General features: G+C 33.4%; 21 protein-coding genes. All 21 read right to left on the bottom strand.

The features are described from left to right. Positions 1-7: 7 nt before the first annotated feature. The gene (locus RCG22_RS20205) at positions 8-757 is read right to left on the bottom strand and encodes a 3-deoxy-manno-octulosonate cytidylyltransferase (protein ID WP_308104430.1); all 750 of its coding nucleotides are present in this window, start codon (positions 755-757) and stop codon (positions 8-10) included. Positions 758-774: 17 nt separating this feature from the next. Next, positions 775-1,563 (bottom strand): 6-hydroxymethylpterin diphosphokinase MptE-like protein, encoded by a 789-nt coding sequence (locus RCG22_RS20200; RefSeq protein ID WP_308104429.1) that lies wholly within the window; start codon positions 1,561-1,563, stop codon positions 775-777. Positions 1,564-1,590: 27 nt separating this feature from the next. Beyond that, positions 1,591-2,451, bottom strand: coding sequence for a glucosamine inositolphosphorylceramide transferase family protein (locus RCG22_RS20195; RefSeq protein ID WP_308104427.1), 861 nt, complete (start codon positions 2,449-2,451; stop codon positions 1,591-1,593). Between the two features lie 96 nt (positions 2,452-2,547). Then, positions 2,548-3,729, bottom strand: coding sequence for a glycosyltransferase (locus RCG22_RS20190; protein ID WP_308104426.1), 1,182 nt, complete (start codon positions 3,727-3,729; stop codon positions 2,548-2,550). Between the two features lie 35 nt (positions 3,730-3,764). Further along, positions 3,765-4,823, bottom strand: coding sequence for a glycosyltransferase family 2 protein (locus RCG22_RS20185; RefSeq protein WP_308104425.1), 1,059 nt, complete (start codon positions 4,821-4,823; stop codon positions 3,765-3,767). Positions 4,824-4,854: 31 nt separating this feature from the next. Next, positions 4,855-6,648 carry an ABC transporter ATP-binding protein gene (locus tag RCG22_RS20180; RefSeq protein WP_308104424.1) on the bottom strand — a complete coding sequence of 598 codons (1,794 nt, stop codon included), beginning with the start codon at positions 6,646-6,648 and terminating at the stop codon, positions 4,855-4,857. A 229-nt stretch (positions 6,649-6,877) separates the two neighbouring features. Continuing rightward, positions 6,878-8,077: a glycosyltransferase gene (locus RCG22_RS20175; protein ID WP_308104423.1), complete on the bottom strand. Its 1,200-nt coding sequence runs from the start codon at positions 8,075-8,077 to the stop codon at positions 6,878-6,880. Between the two features lie 15 nt (positions 8,078-8,092). After that, a complete protein-coding gene (locus RCG22_RS20170) occupies positions 8,093-8,728 on the bottom strand; it encodes an acyltransferase (RefSeq protein ID WP_308104422.1) in 636 nt (211 codons plus the stop codon). A gap of 24 nt (positions 8,729-8,752) precedes the next feature. Further along, complete coding sequence (locus RCG22_RS20165; protein ID WP_308104421.1) at positions 8,753-9,487, bottom strand: glycosyltransferase family 32 protein; 735 nt, start codon at positions 9,485-9,487, stop codon at positions 8,753-8,755. Between the two features lie 10 nt (positions 9,488-9,497). Beyond that, complete coding sequence (locus tag RCG22_RS20160; RefSeq protein WP_308104420.1) at positions 9,498-9,851, bottom strand: helix-turn-helix domain-containing protein; 354 nt, start codon at positions 9,849-9,851, stop codon at positions 9,498-9,500. 37 nt (positions 9,852-9,888) lie between these two features. Further along, positions 9,889-11,019: a DegT/DnrJ/EryC1/StrS family aminotransferase gene (locus RCG22_RS20155; RefSeq protein WP_308104418.1), complete on the bottom strand. Its 1,131-nt coding sequence runs from the start codon at positions 11,017-11,019 to the stop codon at positions 9,889-9,891. Between the two features lie 54 nt (positions 11,020-11,073). After that, a complete protein-coding gene (locus RCG22_RS20150) occupies positions 11,074-11,718 on the bottom strand; it encodes an acetyltransferase (protein WP_308104417.1) in 645 nt (214 codons plus the stop codon). After that, positions 11,715-12,329, bottom strand: coding sequence for a sugar transferase (locus RCG22_RS20145; RefSeq protein ID WP_308104416.1), 615 nt, complete (start codon positions 12,327-12,329; stop codon positions 11,715-11,717). Before RCG22_RS20145 ends, RCG22_RS20150 begins: the two co-directional genes overlap by 4 nt. A 16-nt stretch (positions 12,330-12,345) precedes the next feature. Further along, positions 12,346-12,489: a YwzD family small protein gene (locus RCG22_RS20140; protein ID WP_308104415.1), complete on the bottom strand. Its 144-nt coding sequence runs from the start codon at positions 12,487-12,489 to the stop codon at positions 12,346-12,348. Positions 12,490-12,513: 24 nt separating this feature from the next. Beyond that, positions 12,514-13,590: a UDP-glucose 4-epimerase GalE gene (galE, locus tag RCG22_RS20135; protein ID WP_308104414.1), complete on the bottom strand. Its 1,077-nt coding sequence runs from the start codon at positions 13,588-13,590 to the stop codon at positions 12,514-12,516. A 47-nt stretch (positions 13,591-13,637) separates the two neighbouring features. Beyond that, positions 13,638-14,708: an EpsG family protein gene (locus RCG22_RS20130; protein ID WP_308104413.1), complete on the bottom strand. Its 1,071-nt coding sequence runs from the start codon at positions 14,706-14,708 to the stop codon at positions 13,638-13,640. 54 nt (positions 14,709-14,762) lie between these two features. Next, on the bottom strand, positions 14,763-16,589 hold the full coding sequence (locus tag RCG22_RS20125) for a polysaccharide biosynthesis protein (RefSeq protein WP_308104412.1): 1,827 nt from the start codon (positions 16,587-16,589) through the stop codon (positions 14,763-14,765). 355 nt (positions 16,590-16,944) lie between these two features. Next, the gene (locus tag RCG22_RS20120) at positions 16,945-17,601 is read right to left on the bottom strand and encodes a CpsD/CapB family tyrosine-protein kinase (protein ID WP_308104411.1); all 657 of its coding nucleotides are present in this window, start codon (positions 17,599-17,601) and stop codon (positions 16,945-16,947) included. Beyond that, positions 17,588-18,307 carry a YveK family protein gene (locus tag RCG22_RS20115; RefSeq protein ID WP_308104410.1) on the bottom strand — a complete coding sequence of 240 codons (720 nt, stop codon included), beginning with the start codon at positions 18,305-18,307 and terminating at the stop codon, positions 17,588-17,590. The genes RCG22_RS20120 and RCG22_RS20115 overlap by 14 nt, the downstream gene beginning before the upstream one ends. 200 nt (positions 18,308-18,507) lie before the next feature. Continuing rightward, positions 18,508-20,316, bottom strand: coding sequence for an ABC transporter ATP-binding protein (locus RCG22_RS20110; RefSeq protein ID WP_308104408.1), 1,809 nt, complete (start codon positions 20,314-20,316; stop codon positions 18,508-18,510). Next, positions 20,313-20,786, bottom strand: a complete 474-nt coding sequence (locus tag RCG22_RS20105) for a lasso peptide biosynthesis B2 protein (protein ID WP_308104407.1) — start codon at positions 20,784-20,786, stop codon at positions 20,313-20,315. The genes RCG22_RS20110 and RCG22_RS20105 overlap by 4 nt, the downstream gene beginning before the upstream one ends. Positions 20,787-20,793 lie beyond the last annotated feature (7 nt).

The raw sequence follows: 20,793 nt of genomic DNA, 5'->3' as shown, positions 1-20,793 counted from the left end.
TTCATCATTAAAGCGTATAAACTGAAATTTCTCCACTTCTTAACATATACTCTTCAACCTTTTCAATATCTTTAGGGGTATCTACTGAAATGGTTTTACAATGTGCATTTATATAATAAATATCCTTCCTGTTTTCTATAAATCTAAAGGAATCATTTTCTTCAACTTTTTCAATCGGTCCTCGTGGTGTTTCATGGTAGTATTGAAGTGCCTTTTTTGTAAACGCCCCTACCCCCACAAATTTCTGGTAAGCATAGTTCATTCCACCCTTGGGGAAGGGAATTGGGCTACGAGAAATAAATAAACAAATTCCATCTTTATTGGTTACTATTTTTAAGTTAGATGTATCCACAACTTCAACGGGATCAGTAAAATCTGTCATTAAATTTGATACATAAAATTCTTCTTTATTAAAATCTAATGGAATGCATTTTACGATATCTTTAGCTTCAATGGCTGGCTCATCACCATTGATCATTACATAAAGCTCTGCATCTATTTGCTGTGAAACCTCATAAAGCCTTTCAGTTGCGGTATCATGCTCCTTTGAAGTCATGATAACTTTTGCACCAAAATTTTCGCATACAGTTTTAATTTCTTCGCTATCTGTAGCAATGTACACTTCTTCAATGCATTTAACTTCTATAGAATGTTGATAAACCCACCAAACCATTGGTTTTCCTAGAATATTAGCTAAGGGTTTATTATTAAATCTTGTAGACCCACCTCTTGCTGGTATTACTCCAACTATCTTCATACATATAACCACACTTTCTAAAAATTGATGTTATCAAAATCCACTCTTTCAAAGACCTCTAATTTACCTCCACGAGTTGCATTGTATATTTTTATATTATGGTCATCTGCATATCTCCTTGCAGCAGTAAATGCTCGAGTTGAAATTTCGACATTGGGAATATATAAATCATCTTTGTCAGTATTATACTTTTCAGTAAAATAGTCTTTTGCCGTTTCATCAATTACAATTTCACCTTTATCGTTTTCCATTTTACTAAAATGATGGTCAACTCCTAAAAGATAAATTTCTTTAATTCCCATATAAACTGCCATTTGCATTGCTGTATAAGCAACAGTATTTCCCCAGAATATGCCATTAACAATGTCCTCAGAAAACTTTGGTTCAACTTTACTGTCACCTAATTTAAAGATATAATAGCTTGCATTTTGAAAGTTAATCTTGTAATCCCATGGAAAGTTAACAGGAAAAAACTTTTGAACTATTTTTAATTCATTTATTTCTTCAGTGCTTTTAAAGATTGTTTTTTCATCTTCTGAGCAGTAATATGTAGGACGCCAATCTGTTTGATCGAATAAATAGTAAATCCGATTGAAGGCAAATGTAATTTCATTTTGCAGTTTATCTAGGTCTTCTGTTTTCAAACTGGGACCATTGCCAATAATAAAACATCTCATGTTTGAATGTTTATTTTTAAGTTTTTTTAAAGTAGCTGCATTTTGTGACAGAGGAAATAGATTAATTCTTATTTGTCGATTTAATCTATATAATGATAAATTTATTTTATTTTTATATTTCTTAATCATGCTAGACTCCTCGAATCCTAATCTAGTCTATCGGTTGGATTTTATTGCTATTATAATTGACTTCTTAATGAACTTATAAGGAAGCCTATAAATAAAAGATAATAGTTTTTTTATATCCAAAATTGAGTATCTTACATCAATTACCTCAAAGTCATCACACCTCCCATAAGTATGAGTTCCTGTCAACTTTCTATGGAAATCATTTGGAATATCGTCAGGTGAAATAGTTAAAGTATTTTTTTCTTGGTACGTGTTATCCGATATGTTTATAATTTCATTAAACTTTATAGCTTTACCATATCCACCATTTGAGCAATCCTGAGACACTCTAATCAACTTTTGATTTTGTTCAAATATCCTTCCAGCTGGCCTTGAAAATTCTGTATCAGTTATGATTGGGTTATTCTTGTGTGGTATTAAATTAAATTCATTATCAACAGAATATAATAATAACTCATCACTGTAAGGAGCAAAGTTCAATATTTTGGATGCGAAAATATATAATTTATTTTGAAGTTTTAATACAGTTGCATCAGAAAGTTCAATCTCATCTAGTAACACTTTGCTAAATTTCCATTCATTTGGAAAACTAATCGATTCATATAGAATTAACTTTTTAGCTGAAGAGGTTTCTGGAATCATGTATATTTTATTTTTAAAATCAAAAACAAAAGGATATGACATGTGAAAGGGTTCAGTTATTATAATCTGTTGATCCACTATTCTATTGTTAATAATTGTGGCTACTCCAATTTCACCACAACTTTTTTTCTTATTATATGCTTCATAAAACATATAGATCTTACCGTTTCGTTTATATAGTATAGGATCTGCATGCCAATATTTTCTGTTGTTTTTAAAAGCTATAAATTCAGCTCTATTATTCATTAAGATTCCTGTACTATCATTAATAAATCTATATCCAATCATATAATCAGTGCGATAAAATCGTTGAAAGAAATTTGATAATACACTTTTCATTAACTAACCAACCTCGATTAAGTCATAGATTTGTTCCATAATAACTTCCGGACTGTAATTTTTTAATACATCACTATTATCATTTTTTAATTGATTATATATTTGACCATCTTCAATTAAGGTTACAATCCCTTTAAATAAACCCTCAGGGGTTGGTTCCACTAGTAAACCATTTTCATTTTGCCGTATAAACTCCTCTGGTCCCATTGACCTTGCAACAATAACTGGAGTATTTAAAGCCAGTGCTTCCAAAACCGTAATTGATAAAGATTCAACAAGGGATGGATGAACATATATATATGCATTCTTTATATAGGGATATGGATTTGAGATTGCACCTAAAGGATATATGTTATTTTCTAATTTATTATATTTAACACATCTCTCAATCTCATTACGTTGAATACCATCTCCAATGAGATACCACTTTACGTTATATCCGTTATCAACTAACATTTTACAAGCATAAACACAATTAATCATTCCTTTCTCGGGTGATAATCTGCCTACACTAACAAGCGTTAGATTTGAATTTGGATTAATATTAGTATCATAACTAATCCCTTCATTTGATTTGTACCTGATTTCATCAACGTTTATAATATTGGGTATAGTCAGGATTTTATTATGGATTCCATGGATATTTTTAATTAATAATTCTTTGCTGCTATTTGAAACAGCAATTATCTTGTTAAATTCCCTGTAAACTTTCATCCAATGCTTTGTTTCGCTTTCCGAATAATCGTAAGATCCGTGATGCCACCAAGTGATTTTTTTTTTACTGTTAATGATATATCTAACATAATCTGTGCAAAATCCAATACGGTATGCAATGGCACAATCATAATTTTTATGTAGTTTAAAAAGCGGCTTTGCAAAAATTAAGGCCTTACAACCAATTAATTTCTCTAGTAGAAAAATTAATCTGAGACAAACAGCGAACCAATTCCCTATACTTATGTTCGCTAAAATACACTGGATGATTGGTCCATACGCTTTTGATAAATCGAAGTAAATAATATTTACTTCTTTAGGAATTTCCTTTGAATATTCACCGAGTCCCTCAAATAAGACCAAATCAATTTCATAATAGTTAAAATCTATACTTTTTAGCACATTTATAAGTGAGTTCTCAACCCCACCTACCTTTAAATGCCCATTTACAAACAAAATTTTCTTTTTCAAGTTTTAACCTCACAATCCACCAATGATTTTTCTTCTTACTGTTGTTTATTCAAAACCTCATCAGTAAAATGTAATGTGCCTAGTCTTCTTTTATTCAGTACAAATAATCTGTACCATCTTACTAATTTAAACTTAATAAGTAGGATTGTAACTTTCATCTTCCAAGAAACGTTCGGTAATTTAAAGTCCTCAAATATTTCCGTAACTTTTGGGTGAAACATAATCTCTTGAATCCTATTCAATCTTTCTTTGCCATTGGACCCGGAATATTTCAATTGTCCTAACGTATTTAGTGTAAAATACAGCATATTTATTTTAATTTGTCTTTTAAAATCATATTCGATATTTTTCCCAAAATATATTTTTAATCTTTCATTTATTTTAAGGTAAGCATTCCACTTATTTTCATTATATGTATTCGTTGTTGAAGCAGGATTGTAAAAATAATTGTAATAATAATGATCTTTTAAATAGTAGAAACTCGTTGAATGATAGATAATTTTTGAGCCTAAAATTGAATCCTCGCAATAGTGTATATCTTCGTCATAGTATAAATTGTTTTTTCTAAGGAATTTTAAGTTCAATAGGCAAACCCAATTTGATATAGTAGGGGGGAATTCGATTTGTTCAAACATGATTAAACAATGAAATAGTTCATTCTTAATGTCCTCTTTTGAATAATAACCAGGGCGAATAGGTTGTGTTCGTTTTTCTTCATAATCCAAATATCTTTTTTTATAATCACACATAATAAAATCCAGCTCTAATTCTTCTGCTTTGTTTATCATCCCTTGGTACATCTCTGAATCAATCCAATCATCTGAATCAATAAAACTTACATATTTCCCTTTTGCCATTTTAATTCCATCGTTCCTGGCTGCAGAAACCCTGGCATTTTTTTTGTGGATTACTTTTATTCGTTTATCCTTTTGTGCATATTCATCACAAATCTGTCCAGAATTATCCTTAGAACCGTCGTTAACTAGTATAATTTCAAAATCTTGAAATGTTTGATTTAGTATACTGTCAACGCAGCGGTGTAAATAATTTTCAACATTATAGACCGGTATTATCACACTGATTTTTGGAAACATCTTTTGCCTCCTTTCTAAAATATTTTGGTACTTACATTGATTGTCTTAGTTTATTATCAATTGACATTAATTTACCTTTTTCCACTTTAAATACAATGTCGCAATTTTCAATTGTACTTAGTCTATGAGCAATAATAATTAGTGTCTTTTCTCCTTTAAGGCCATCTATTGCTTTCATAATCTCTTTTTCTGTATCATTATCTAAAGCTGATGTTGCTTCATCTAAAAAAATAATTTCCGGGTTATGATATAAAGCTCTGGCAATTCCAATACGCTGTCGTTGTCCTCCAGAGAGCCTAACGCCTCTTTCACCTACGACCGTATTTATTCCTTCAGGAAGTGTATCAATAAAATCCTTTAACTGTGCATCATCAATTGCCTTTTGAACAGCAATATCATCAATGTCCTTATTGTTTATTCCAAAAGCCACATTGTTCCGAATAGTTTCATCTGATAAATAAATGGATTGTGGGATATAGCCAATCTTATTTTTCCATAATGGCATTAGTTCATTTAGTTCTTTCCCATCAACTACTATGCGGCCCTTCTCGGGTTCGAATAGTCCTAATATGATATCAACAATAGTTGTTTTGCCAGCACCAGAAGTTCCAACGAAAGCAACAGAATGTCCAATCGGAATGGTTAAGGATAAATTTTTAATGGAATACTCCTTTTGATTTGGATAACGAAAATATACATTTTCCAGATTAATTGAATTACGAAATATTTTCTCACCATTATTTAGCTTTTCATGTTTAAGCTCAATTGTTGCATCTTCTTGAATTGGATTCTTGTCGTTATTATCTTTAATTAAATCGTTATAGACTACTGTTAATGCTGGCTGACTAAATCGAATGGAGGTTATTGTAGCGACTATTCTATTTATAGAAGGCATCATACGAAATGCCGCCATAGCAAATAGTGACATTGTAGCCACTAATGTAGATGTCTCTGTTCCTTGGAACACAATAATGACCATCGTAATAAGGACAACTGTTACTAATAAGGTCTCGATAAAAAGCCTAGGAATTTGATCCAGCGTATTTTTATAAATGGTATTATTCGCCATGATTTGACTTTGCTTAGCAAACGAATTGACAAAGTAACTTTCTTTTCCCGAAACCTTGATTTCCTTACTCGCCCCTAATCCTTGATTTACCCATTTAATCATCTCACGGCTAACATTTTGGTTTTCTATTCCTAAATGAGTAATCTTGTTGCGAAAGATCTTAAAGAATAAAAGAACACTCCCACCCAATAAAATACCAGACGTAAGAGTGGCTAATGGCGCAGTAACAATTAGTAACGTAAGGATAAAAGTCATAATTAATATCTCCGTTAGCAATTGAAAACTTGCTAATAAAATACCATCAAATACCTTTCCTACCTCTCCGTTTACATTCCTTAACAATTCAGCAGAATTTCGCTGCAAGTGAAATATATAAGGTTTTGTTAAGTACAACTTAAACATCGTTTTGGAGAGTTTTACTTTTTGATTCAAAATGACTTTATATTGTACCGAATAGAAAAATAATAAATAAGCATTTTTAATAATATATACGGTGAGTAAGCAGACAACAGCAAACAAAATAAACGTGTTGCTCGATTGAAAATTTAATAATTGGTATACTTTTGATAAAAATAATTGCTTCTGAATAATAGTAGGATTTGTTACAATCCCAACAAAAGGAACGATTAAACCAATGCCTACCGTTTCAAATATCGCTGCAAGGATCATCATAAAAAAAAGCAATAATAATTTTTTCTTATCCCTTTTAGATAATAGAACCCCTAGTTTTTTAATTGTATCCCTCAATTTGTTCACACCTTAAAAATATAATTTAAATGCTCAAATCAACATGAAGTTACTTATTTTTAAATTTGGTTTTCACCCTCATTACCTACGGGTTTGTTCATTATAATGAACGATACTATCAAAAAAATTTTTGTACAGTTTTTGTCTGTTCAGGTTTATCCTTTTTTACATTATAACTTACAATAAATCCTTTTTAAAGAACATCCCTTCGACATTAATCTACAGCATCTAAGGAATTCTAACTGATGATTTTATAAAGCTTTTCTAGTTCATAACTATTACTATAATCCTTATTACTAATGTTTTTCACTAAAGTATTCTTCAGTTCTTGATTTTGATAAAACTCCTCTATCCCTTTAACTAGGCCTGGAACACCTAAATCACAGATCATTCCTTCAACCTCATTTTCTATTTGGCTAGAAGCAGTTGGATAATTGGTGATTAGGATTGGTTTCCCTAGTATCTTAGCCTCAGAAACAGTTACTGCTTTTCCTTCATATCTAGAAGGCTGTACATAAAGGTCACAATTTTTTATATAAGGATAAGGGTTTGTTTTCTTTCCTAAAAGGACAAAACTATCTTCTAAGTCATACTTAGAAATTAATTCTCGCATTTCCTTCTCATAACCACCGTAACCGATAATAAACCACTTAATATTGGTTAACCCTTTATTATGCAGCTGTTTAAGTGCCTCTATTGCCAAATCAAATCCTTTTACATATGATAATCTGCCTACCGAGACAAGATTAAAAGTATTAGATTTTTCTTGATTAAGTGGCAGCTCTTCCTCCGCCATTTTCTTTATAAAATTTGGAGAAGTGATATTCTCTACGACCTGCACTTTTTTGATTAAGGTTGGATACGTAGATAAAAAAGCTTCCCTGCATGCATCCGATACTGCTGCAATATCATCAAATCGATTCCAAACTTTAAGGTCCAGCTCATTATCGATTTCCAACTTACTATAATCGGTATGAACCCAGGCTATTTTTTTCTTAGCCTTTACCTTATTTGCAATGATATCATGCGGCCATGCAAAGCTAATCGCTACGTCGTATTCTTTATCAAGCTTTGGTATAAAGAAGGAAGAGTATTTTTGCGTTAGTTGCATCTGTATATATCCGGCTCCCTCTTCCAAATTTCGAGATTTTAATTTTACTTTTGCTAATAACTTTGATACAACCCTAATAAATGCTAATGAATACTGCTTTTCTTTAATGCACAATGTTACTGGTTTACGAAAAACAGAGTACTTCCTCACCTCGGGTAATACATTAACAGTCTTAGGGATCAAACTCATAAACTCGCCTACATGATGAAAGATTAGCAGGTCCACATTGTACTTTTGATAATCAAAGCTTTCCAACATATTTATTAAACTTCTCTCAATACCACCAATCTCCATATTATATACAGAAATTAATACATTCTTCTTCATCCCTTATCCTCACCTTTAAACGCTAAACTGCACTACCTTGTCTTTACTTTTATAAGGTTTAAGTTCTGTCTCTCTCTTATTTATATATATTGTATTCGGAGGTACGATTCCCTTAACAACACTTCCCGCAGCAATAACGACATTATCACCAATATGGGTATTCCTCAATATAACGACGTTTGAACCGATCCAGACGTTCTCACCGATGGTTACTTCTCCTCTAACTAAATGGTCAGGGGTATTCTTTTTATAATTATGATCATGATCGTTAATACAAACATTTGGTGCTATTTTGGTGTTTTTTCCAATCGTAATTCGATTAACACAATTAATATTACAATTATCATTAATAAAAACATTATTCCCTATGTTGAGTACCCCATCAAAATCGAGCCGAATGCTGGCGTTTTTTCTTATAAAAACAAACTTTCCAATATTAACTTTTGACTTATTATTAAATACTTCTATTTTACTTTTTGCTTGCAGAGAAAAGATGGAGGACTTAATGTTTCTAAAATATAAAATTTTATAAAACAATCCCCTTAAAATCCCAACCACGTGGGAAAGATTCATTAAAATAGTGATAAAAACTCCACGTTTTTTACTTTCAGATATAAGCGTCATAACTATTTTCTTACTTAAATAGGCCATACACAATCTCCTTAAACAGCTGACTTACCGATACATTTTTCTTAATCTCGCAATATTGTGACCACCTATTAGTTTGGATAGGATCAATTTTATTTTTCCCTTTACTCTTTTCCCTGCTGGTAGCCAACTTTTATAAAAATGATGGATGGTATAGGTTTTTTCAGTAATGAATGTTTGACAATTTATATAATCATATGGAGAAAAATAGATCTGAGGATAAAAAACTCCCAACCTATTAATTTCCTGGTATTGGCCATTGGTTTTTAATCCTTTATCCTCTAGTAACTTTGTAATAATGGCTACATTAGTTAATTGATTATACGTACCATCATTTCTAATAAATTTTTTCTCATGATAAGAATCTAAAAATTCCTTTATTAGTGCATTTCCTTTTTCCGCTCCGATCGTGCTTGTTGCGATAAAGTTCGCTTGTTCAAACCCCCAAAAGGAATTGTGATGTAAAAGATCATCAAAGGGTTTAAATACCTCAACATCTGTATCTAGATAAATTCCACCGTAATTATAGAGAGCATACACTCGAACATAATCACTGACAAAAGCATATTTCCCTGCGTTGTAGGCTTCTTTCACATATGAATTTAATTCAATATTAAAGTTACCTTCATTCCATTCTAAAATTTCATATTGTGGTAGATACGTTTCCCAACTTTTTAAACATTTTTTCACTATTGCAGGTTTTTCTTTGCCACCAAACCAACAATAATGGATCACCTTTGGGATTTTGCTAATATACTCCATCAAGGTTACCTCAATTTTTTTCTATTTCTGTGTTCTGATTTTTCCATTTTATAAATTCAATTAACGTTTTATAATCCTTTATTTGTTCTTTTTCAATTCCTGTTTCCATTAATAGTGACGCAAAATCAATCAAATCTTGATTCACCTCTTGTTGAACTTCATTCGTTTTTTCTAGATTTAAAAATATATCTAATTCCACATCTAGCACTGTAGCGATTCTTTTAACTATCTCTATAGAAGGATTCCGATTTAGATTACGTTCAATATTACTTAAGTAAGACTTAGATATATTAGCGCGTTTGGCTAATTCGGACAAAGTTAGTCCTTTTTGCTTCCGAAATTGATACATTGTTTTTCCAATCACGACACATACCCCGTTTTCATAAAATTAATAGTATTTCCTAAACATAGCTCGCTCTTTCCTTCCTTTTGATAGCTGTTTGTTTAATATGGTGTATAACAGTTTCTACATCTTCATCCTTCATATTTGACCCTGAGGGTAAGCACAGCCCAGAATTAAAGAGTGTTTCTGAAACACTTTCTTGTTCATTATGAGGATAATATTTTCTTTCTTTAAAAATGGGCTGCAAGTGAAGTGGTTTCCAAACCGGACGTGCCTCAATGTTTTCCTCGCTCAATGCATCCAATACCTCGGTTACAGAAATCCCTGACACTTTCTCATTAATGGTTAATGCGGTTAGCCACCGATTAGAAAAGGTATCTATTAACTCAGGCATAAATGTTACTCCAGGGTCCGAGAGTTCATTTTTGTATCGTTGAAATATCGCCCTTCTTGCAGCTACTCTTTCATCCAGTACTTCTAATTGTGCCCTTCCAATACCCGCTAAAATATTACTCAATCTATAGTTGAATCCGATTTGACTGTGTTGGTAATGTGGCGCCGCATCCCGTGCTTGTGTAGCTAAGAATCTTGCCCTTTGTAAAGACTCACGATCATCTGATACCAGCATTCCGCCTCCAGAAGTAGTAATGATCTTGTTCCCGTTAAAGGAAAAGACACCAAACTTTCCAAAAGTGCCACTTGCTTTCCCTTTATACATGGCCCCAAGTGACTCTGCTGCATCTTCAATAATAGGAACCCCATATTGATTACAGATAGCTGATAGTTCTTCCATTTTTGCACTTTGACCATACAAATTTACAACAATTACGGCCTTCGGAAGAGGTCCATTTTTGATTGCATCACAAAAGGCTCTTTCTAAAGCTTGTGGGGACATATTCCAGGTTTCAGGTTCTGAATCAATAAATACTGGTTCAGCTCCCTGATAAATAATTGGGTTCGCACTCGCTATAAAGGTAAGACTCGAGCAAAATACCTTATCACCCATTCCCACTCCTAATAATAAAAGAGCCAGATGAATGGCTGCCGTTCCTGAACTAACGGCCACCGCCTCACTGGCTCCCACATATTGAGCTACCTCTGCTTCAAACGCATCCACATTTGGTCCAAGAGGAGCAATCCAATTTGTTTCAAATGCTTCATTTATATATTTAAGTTCATTCCCACTCATATGTGGAGAGGACAAAAATATTCGTTTTTTTAAGGTTGTTTGACCCAATGACCTTCACCCCGCGTTCACTTTTTTATTCATCTTTACCCTGGCAGGTGTACCCACCGCCAAGCAATTATCAGGAAGATGATCGATCACAGTTGCTCCTGCACCAATCATTGTCCATTCTCCAATTGTTTTGTTTGGGATAATTGTTGCTCCACTTCCCACACATGAACCCTCACGTATTTTCACGGTACCTGCTATCGTACTATTAGGACAGAGATGAACAAAATCTTCTAATCTGCTATCATGCTCAATTACTGAGCATGAATTGATAATGCAATGATTCCCAATAACAGCATCTGCATTAATGACAGCATACGGCATAACGACTGTACCATGGCCGATTTTTGCAGTTGGGCTAATACAGGCTAATGGGTGAATCAGAGTTGTATAATATTCGAAAGTTAAGGAAAGTTCTTTAACAATTGATTTTCTATTTTTGTTATCCCCTATAGCTATAATAAATTTTACATCTGTAAAGTTTTCAATAAGTTGCCTTGCTGCTCTAATTGGTCCACAAAATTCGTCATTGATTATTTGAACCTCTTCATATTTATTATCCAAATAACCAACAATCTGATATTCGTAATATGTCCGAATGATATCTGCAACAACTTTGCTGTGACCTCCATGCCCAATCACAAAAATATTCATGAACTGCCCCCGCCCATTGAAGAATTGGACCCCTTAAAACTCTCCACCGTCGCACTTCCAGGTTGATTGATCCCATCCGATACAAGGACTTTATACGCAGTAAGAAATAATATCCTTAGATCCAGGATGAACGATCGATTCTTTACATACCAAACATCCAACTTAAATTTCTCCTCCCAAGAAAGGGCATTTCTGCCATTCACTTGTGCCCACCCCGTTATCCCAGGCTTTACATTGTGCCTTAAAGATTGCTCCTTTGTATAGAGCGTCAGGTAATTAATGAGTAATGGTCTTGGTCCAACTAAGCTCAAATCCCCTTTTATCACATTCCATAATTGGGGAAATTCATCTAAACTATATTTACGTAGGAACCTTCCAAAAGATGTTAACCTTATATAGTCTGGCAGCAATTGACCATGTTCATCTTTTCCGTCTGTCATGGTTCTAAACTTATACAAGCAAAAACGTTTGCCAAATAAACCGGGCCGTTCCTGTTTAAAAATGATAGGAGAGCCAAGCTTCCATTTAACTAAAAATGCGATCATGATAAAGATGGGGGAAAGACCAACGAACAGAATCAAAGAAACCGTAAAGTCAAATAGCCTTTTCATCTTTTAACCTCCTGAGCTATTTGGATTCAGCTAATATTTGTTTTTTTATTTCATCAACTACATCATTCACATGAATGTCTTCTGTCTCCATCCCTCTGGCATAAATATTCATTAAGATTTCTTTTAGTTTCTCTTGGTTTAAACACTCAGATATAGCCATTTCAATTCCCTCTCTTAAGATCAATCAATATTTATTTCTAATTAAAAAGTCCTCACTTTTAATGAAGTAAGGACTTTTTATCTCTTGATTTATTTCGTAGCCGTATGGGTTTTTAGTCTGCCAGCGCCAAGCATCTACACACATTTCGTCAATCCCTTTTTTAGCAATCCAGCCCAGATCTTTCTCCGCTTTCAATGGATCTGCGTAGCAAACAGCTACATCACCAGGTCTAGAATCAACTACTTTATAAGGAATCTTCTTACCCGAAGCCTCTTCAAAAGCCGATATCATTTCTAAGACACTATATCCCTTTCCAGTTCCAAGATTGTAAACTTCGACACCTTTTGAATATGTATTCTTTTCCAAGGCCCTTAAATGCCCTAAAGCTAAATCAACGACATGAATATAATCCCTTACACCCGTTCCATCCTTAGTAGCGTATTGATTTCCAAAAACATTGAGCTCCTTTAGTTTCCCAATAGCCACCTGGGCGATATAAGGCATCAGATTATTTGGAACGCCATTAGGATCCTCCCCAATTTGTCCACTACCATGAGCCCCAATGGGGTTAAAATATCTCAAAATTGAAATACTCCAGTTTTTGTCTGATACATAAAGGTCTTGTAAAATTTCCTCAATCATTAGCTTTGTACGCCCATATGGATTTAGCGCTCTTAATGGGCTATCCTCAGAAATAGGGAATCGTTCTGGTAACCCATAAACTGTTGCAGATGAACTGAAAACTAATTTCTTAACATCATATTTCTGCAACGTTTCACATAGAACAAGGGTACTGGTAATATTGTTATAATAATATTGAAGAGGAAGATCAACAGATTCACCTACTGCTTTCAAACCTGCAAAATGAATAACGGCTTCAATATCATTTTCTAAAAATACCTGTTCCAAACTTTTTTTATCTAACAAATCATGATTATAAAATTTAAAAGTACAACCTGTAATTTCTGTTATTCTTTTAATTACTTCAGGTTTGCTATTTATAAAATTATCCAAGACCACAATTTCATAGCCTGTATTCAGCAATTCAACGCATGTGTGACTTCCTATATATCCGGCTCCTCCAGTAATTAATATCGCCATTTAGAACCCCCTAAATTGAGAATATTATAGATTCATAGAAGTGAACTTTATCCTAAATAATTACTAAAATATTTTATATTTAAATTAATCACACTATCATAGTAAAAATACCCCAAATAGCATAATATGATTGCATAATATACAAGCTTTTGGTCCTTTTTTCTAAAAACCTTAACGATCCATGAAATTAAGATGATTTGGTAAAGTTCAAAATAAATATTAAATCTGGCAAAAATCCAATTTCCCATTGAAATAATCATAAAGGAAAGACCAATGATCGACATATTTACAAAAAGGTCACTATGCGGGAATATTTCTCTCAGCCTTTCTCTACCGAAGAAAGCAATGACCAGTGGAATGGCAAATACAATTACCCTTAGGATATTTGCTCCACCTTCATTAAAGGTACTGTATACACCATATTGACTCTGCTGGAGGGCTGAAAATAGGGCACTTGAAAACTGATTAAAGCCTAAAACAATTAGTACCGAAAAGAGTAATAGGATTAATGTCGCCTTTGACCAAGCCTTATATCTTACAAAAAAATAAATTGGAATTAAAATCAATGCACTTTGATGGAATAGAGATGCAAAAACTATTAGTACTAAATATTTAAACCAATTACCCTCTATTAAATATTTTGTACCCGTAAAAATAATTGCTGCTGCAAGGCATTGTCTAATTCCATTCATAGTGACTAAAAACAAGCCGCCAGTTATATATACATAGACACTTAATTCAAATAATCTTGAATATTTATATAAACCAATGATGATAAGAACATTTGTAACTAAAGCAGTAGTAAATATTAAAATTTGAGGATCATTTGAATATCTTTTTAAAATCATTTGAAGAATTGCAAATCCCATTTCATCTTGTGATTTAACTAACTCCCAAGTAAAATTAGTAATATTATAGGTATGTACATAGAAGGGGGTATCTCCAATATTATTACGCAGTCCAGAAACTAGAATAAAAGATATTATCGTACCCAAAGCAAATAATTTATTGGGCTTTATTGAAACCAATGAATTATTCAATACCAGAGTTCTTGAAAAATAACGCGAAAGAAATGAACATAAAAACACTATTGCAAGATTAATCCAGAGGACAGTCATAAAAAGGTCCTTTCAGAGTGAGTATTACACCCAATGCTTTGTAGGGTCATTTAATTATACAGATATTGATACTTTTGGATTTTTAACTATTTTATAGTTCGCTAAATTAAGAAGCCTTTCCCTAATTTCCTCATGACTTAGAATAGAATAAGCAGCAATAAGGTTGTCTATTTCCTGGATGAAGAGCTCAGATGTTTTCCCCACATAGATCTTCGGATAAATTTGTTCACCATGTACTTCATCCTCTTTTAACAATTCCTCGAACAGCTTTTCTCCCGGACGAATCCCTGAATATTCAATTCCAATTTCTTCAATTGAATTTCCTGAGAGTTTGATTAAATTTTTAGCTAAGTCAACTATTTTAACAGGGTCACCCATATCCAATACAAAAATTTCTCCTCCTTTTGCAAGAGCACCTGCTTGGAGAACAAGTCTTGATGCTTCTGGGATCGTCATAAAGTATCGAATCATATCGGGGTGAGTTACCGTTACAGGCCCGCCTTTTTTAATTTGCTTTTTAAATAATGGAATGACACTGCCCCTACTTCCTAATACATTGCCAAAGCGGACTGCAACAAATTTTGTATTACTTTTCTGATCGATATGCTGCACAATCATTTCCGCAAGTCGTTTTGTCGCTCCCATCACGCTTGTCGGGTTAACGGCTTTATCTGTTGAAATCATGACAAATGTTTTAACTCCATTCCAACTGGCTGCTTTAGCAAGGTTCATCGTCCCAATAATATTGTTTTTTATAGCCTCTTCTGGGTTTGCCTCCATAAGGGGTACATGCTTATGGGCTGCAGCATGATAAACCATATCTGGCCGAAAATAACCCATCACAGACATCAGTTTCTTTTCATCCTGTATATCCGCAATAACAGGAAATAATTTTATACCACTATCTCGATAAGTCTCTTTTAATTCCATTTCGATAGTGTAAATGCTATTTTCGCCATGTCCCAATAAGATAAGCTGTTTAGGTCGAAATTGTGCAATCTGACGGCAGATTTCAGACCCAATTGACCCTCCAGCTCCTGTTACCAATATTACTTTATCAGTAATGTTTTCCGAGATACTTTCTATGTCTAGTTGAACAGGTTCTCTACCGAGCAAGTCTTCTACCTGAACATCCCGGAACTGATTAACCGAAACCTTCCCTGTCATTAAATCCTCTAGCATTGGTAAAATTTGCGTTTTTGCCGTTGTCTTTGCACACTCTTGGAAAATTCGATTTAACTCTTTCTTATTTAAAGAAGGTATGGCGATTACTACGTTATCAATTTCCAAATTTCTTACAGCCTCTTCTAATTCTGATATCCCACCGATGACAGGTATCCCAAAAATGTCCAGCCGCTGCTTTTTCCCATCATCATCAATAAAGGCAACAGGAAGTAAATCCGATTGAAGATTATTTAGTAATTGTCTTACCACCATGGTTCCCGCAGAACCCGCACCGATGATTAGCAATCTTTTCTTGTTATCTATTTGCTTTAGATGTGTGTTACGGTAAAGTCTCCAGGAGAAGCGAGTTCCGCCAATTAATGACATATTCACAAGCCAGGTTACAGCTAATAACCGAAACGAAACATCCTTAATAAAAATTTGTTGCATGACCCCTGCAATGATTATTGAAAGGGTTACAATCTTTAATATACTAAGTAATTCCCCAATACTTGCATATGCCCATGCCTTTTGATATAAATGGAATTTTAAAGAAATTAAATGATGACTAATAATCATTACAACGGATGTAACTACCATCCTAGGAGTGAAGACATGAAAGGTCCCATCCACAAAAAACTTACTCAAGTAGATTGCCAATAAAACAATACAAGAGTCGATTAAAACAAAAAATGATAGTCGTTGACGATACGTCATAACTTCTCTCCTTCCCACCTTTAATTGACTCTCTGATATTCGTATATTGATAAAACTATAAATTATTTCCTAAATTCCCTGTAATTATCCCTTTTTCTAATGAGTCTAACTAAAAATGATAGATATAGGTTCTTTATAGAACACATACCTATCATTTTTAATAATATGGGCATTTAACCCGTCCTCACATCACACTATCGACGACTAGCGTCTAAGGTCCTTTACCCACAGCATGACCGAGTGCCTCCATTGATAACGGAAGGGAGACATCTCCAACATCTAGCTAATCCTAAACACAAAACGTTTTAATTCTTAATTAAGAACAATGCTATTTAAAAAAAGAGCCCTTCTCTTACTATTGATTTAAAATAGCACCGATAAGTCTTGCTTTTGCAAATTCCAACACTTTTTTAGCTTCAGTTACATTCTGGAGTTTCGTTTTACCGCTTTTAATGACCAAAAGAACACCATCACATAGGCCAGCCAAAAGCTTGGTATCTGGTAGCTTCAGAAGAGCTGATGAATCTAGGATAATAACATCATAGGATTCTTTTAGTTTTACTAGCAAATCCTTCATCATTTTTGATCCTAATAACTCAACAGGATTTTTGGGAATTGGACCACTTGCTAGTAAATCTAGTCTCCATATCTCAGTATGATGAACCACTTCACCAAAGTTCATCCTTCCTGTCAGTAAATCCGTTAATCCAGTTGAATTAGAGGTATGAAAGAAATCATGTAATGCTGGAGTTCTTAAATTGGTATCAATTAAAAGCACCTTCTTCTTCTGTTGCGCCATCGATACTGCAAGGTTCGCTAACATTGTCGATTTCCCATCTCCTTCTTCAGGGGAGGTAACCATGAGGGTTTGTGTTGTTTTTTCAGACATAAGAAAATTAATATTGGTTTGAATCATTTGAAATTGATCTGCCAATGCAGATTCGGGATAGTAGTAAGTAACAAAGGGGGCTTTTCTTTTTGTTTGATTGGATGTTCTCTTATTTGTAATCAATAGTCTCGCCCCTCATTTCTACTTCTAATTTACTTTTATTTGCTGCTCTTCTCATATTTCTTTTATTAATTTTTGGGATTTTTCCTAAAACGGGAACATCTAGTAATTCTTCAATCTCTTTATTGGAGCGGATTCTATCATCCAACGTTTCTAAGAAGAATGCTAATCCTATCCCAATCACAATCCCCCCGATTATTGCATACAATTGTTTATTATTTGTCTTTGGATTAATTGGATCCGGATTTACCTTTGCTTTGGAAAGAATCTGAATATAGTCTTTCCCAACGATTTTCGGGACTTCTTCTTTAAATGTCTCAGCTGTTGTATCAGCTATTTCTGATGCCCTGACTGGATCTTTATCCATTACACTTATACTAACTACTTGAGAGTCCTCCAGACTGGCGACCGAAATCTGATTTGCTAATTGATCGGCTGTTTCTTTTAAGTTTAATTTCTTAATAACAATGTCTAGAATAGAAGAATCTCTTACAATAACTTGTAAAGTTTTTCTTGACTCGCCATCTGCACCAATAATAATTCTTGAAGAAGATTGATATAACGGAGCTACTGTCGATTGATTTAGTATATAACCCGCTATTCCCGCTAAGAAGGTTATAAAAGCAATCATCCAGAAACGCCTTTTTATCACAAGGAACAATTCTTTAAGATTAATCTCCTTTGGTGCTTTTTGAGTTCCTCGACCCATTTTTTGAAAACTTTCCATTTTATCACCTTATATGTAAGACTTATTTTCAAAAAAACAATTCTTAAAAGAGAACAAACTTGATAAAAAAATTACCTTTTAATTTAAAAATAAAATATTTTCCTTTATATTTCATATATTAGTTCATTATAAAGAACGTGTCAATTCGTTTTTTCTCTGTGAAAAGTCTGATATACTCATTATTATAATGATTGCCCACTTACTTCTAATTGCTTTTTAAGTAAATGGTTGAACATTCCTCTCTTTTCATTGGCAAGCTGGTTAAAACGTCCTTGTTGAATAATCTCGCCATGATCCAGTACTACCACCTGATCTGCATTTCTGATGGTTGATAGGCGGTGTGCAATAACGATAATTGTCATCGTTCCCTTCAGTCTTTCCAGTGCTTCTTGAATTTTAGACTCGTTTTCTGTGTCTAAAGCACTTGTTGCTTCATCTAATATTAGAATGGATGGATTGCGTAAAATTGCTCTAGCTAGGACGAGCCTTTGCCTTTCCCCACCAGATAGCTTTATCCCCCTATCCCCGATTAGGGTATCAAGTCCATGAGGTAACTTACTAACGAAATCAGCTGCCGCAGCAAAATCAAGTGCCTCCCATATTTGTTTCTCATTAGCATTTTGATCAATAATTAATAAATTTTCTCGTAAGGTTGCATTAAACAGAAAGGGATCTTGTGGCACATAACTGATTGAACGTCTCAATTCAAGTAAGTTTTTACTTGATAGTATTTTCCCATCAATTAAAACCTCACCCTTTTCCGGCTGATTAAGACCCATTAATAAATCAATTAATGTGCTTTTACCAGCACCAGATCGACCAACTATAGCTGTCATTCGATTCGCTGGAAATTGCAAGTTAACTTTCTGTAGAGCATAAGTTTGCTCTGCTATATTATATTTAAAATATACGTCCTTACATTCTATACCTAGTTTTATTATGAGTGGTTTAACATTATGAATCATTCTTTCATTTAGTTCTTGATACTCTTTACATTGCTTTTGCAGAGCGAGAAGACCTTTAAATGAGGGCAATACAGAACCCAACTGTTCCAATGATGCTTGTATCCCAGTAATTCTTGGCCATAATCTAGAAAATATAATAAGAATTAAAAATAGCGCAGCAGATTGTCCGTTGAACATTTTTATTGAAATAAATACAAAAATACCAATTAAAAGTGCGAATACAACCTTATAAATAAAGTTTGATTTTGTTTTTAAATCCACAGTTTCTATTACGTTTTTTTCCATCTTTTCATTAAGGTTCTTAAACCACGATATATGATGTTCCTCCAAGTTGTTACTTTTGATATCTTTTATACCGTTGAAATGATCGGTTATTCCGGCCATATAGGTTTGTGATAATTCAATATTATTCAGACCCAATATACTATTCTTCTTAATAAACTTTCTTGAGAAAAAAACAAGTAAAAACCCAAATGCAGTTACCAAAATGGTCATCTTTATCGAAAAAAAACAGGCAATACCTATTTGAATTAAGGTAAATATGATGGAAGATATAAAATTCAGAAAAAGATTAACACCACCACTTACACGGCCTGTTTCCATAATCATCGAGTTAATAAGATCTGATTTTCGATTTCTTAGAAAAAAGCTCCAATTAGCTAATAATATTAATTTATACGTTTCTTCCCTTAAAAAACGTGCAAAACCTTGTTGAATTCTTGTATTCAAGATTGTTTGATTCCTTTGAAAATAACTTTGTCCTATTATTACAAGAACGAAAATGCTTAAAATTATTGAAAAACCAATGGTTTCGGAAAAACCTTGAAAAATGTTAAGGACTTTATTATTCAAATAACTATTATGCAAGTTCAAGTCAACAATGTTTGTAAGGTTCATTAAAGGAATTAGCAAAAAAATACCTACACCTTCAAATAGACTGATTCCTACCATTGCTAAAAGATTAATATAGAGGATTTTACCTGAAAAGGAATAGATAAGTTTTACAAAATGTATGGCTTCTTTCATTTCGGTTCCTCCAAGGGTAGTTCGTGGTTCCTGACTTTTTTTGCAAATTTACTAACAACTACAAATCCCTTCATTTCTGCTGCACCAGTCAAATAAAGCGGACCACTTCTTAACCAGGCATGAGCAATCATTTCTCCGTTTTTATCTCTGGCAGTTCCAAAATAAATTGTACTATCAATCTGGCGCCGTTCTAACATTTTCATGCAAGCTATAGCCTTTATCAAACATTGGCTTTCCCAAAAGGTATATTTACTCATAATATGGATTGCATGTGATACTTGTTTTAATACTTTTATTTTTACGGGATCAATTTCGAACGATGTTTCGTCCATTCGAGAACCAAGAGTCGAGGAAACCTTACTAAAAGGAAGGGCTTTTAATACGCGTGCCCATGCTAATAGAATGTACGCTTCTATTAATAATTTTTTCTTCGGGCCATTTGAAGTGAAGAATAACCATATCTTTCTCACTTTTCAC

This window comes from Neobacillus nitrireducens, from assembly GCF_030915405.1.
In the GTDB taxonomy this organism is placed as follows: domain Bacteria; phylum Bacillota; class Bacilli; order Bacillales; family Cytobacillaceae; genus Neobacillus.
Note: the sequence above shows the minus strand (reverse complement) of the source record. Positions and strands in the feature narration are given on the sequence as shown.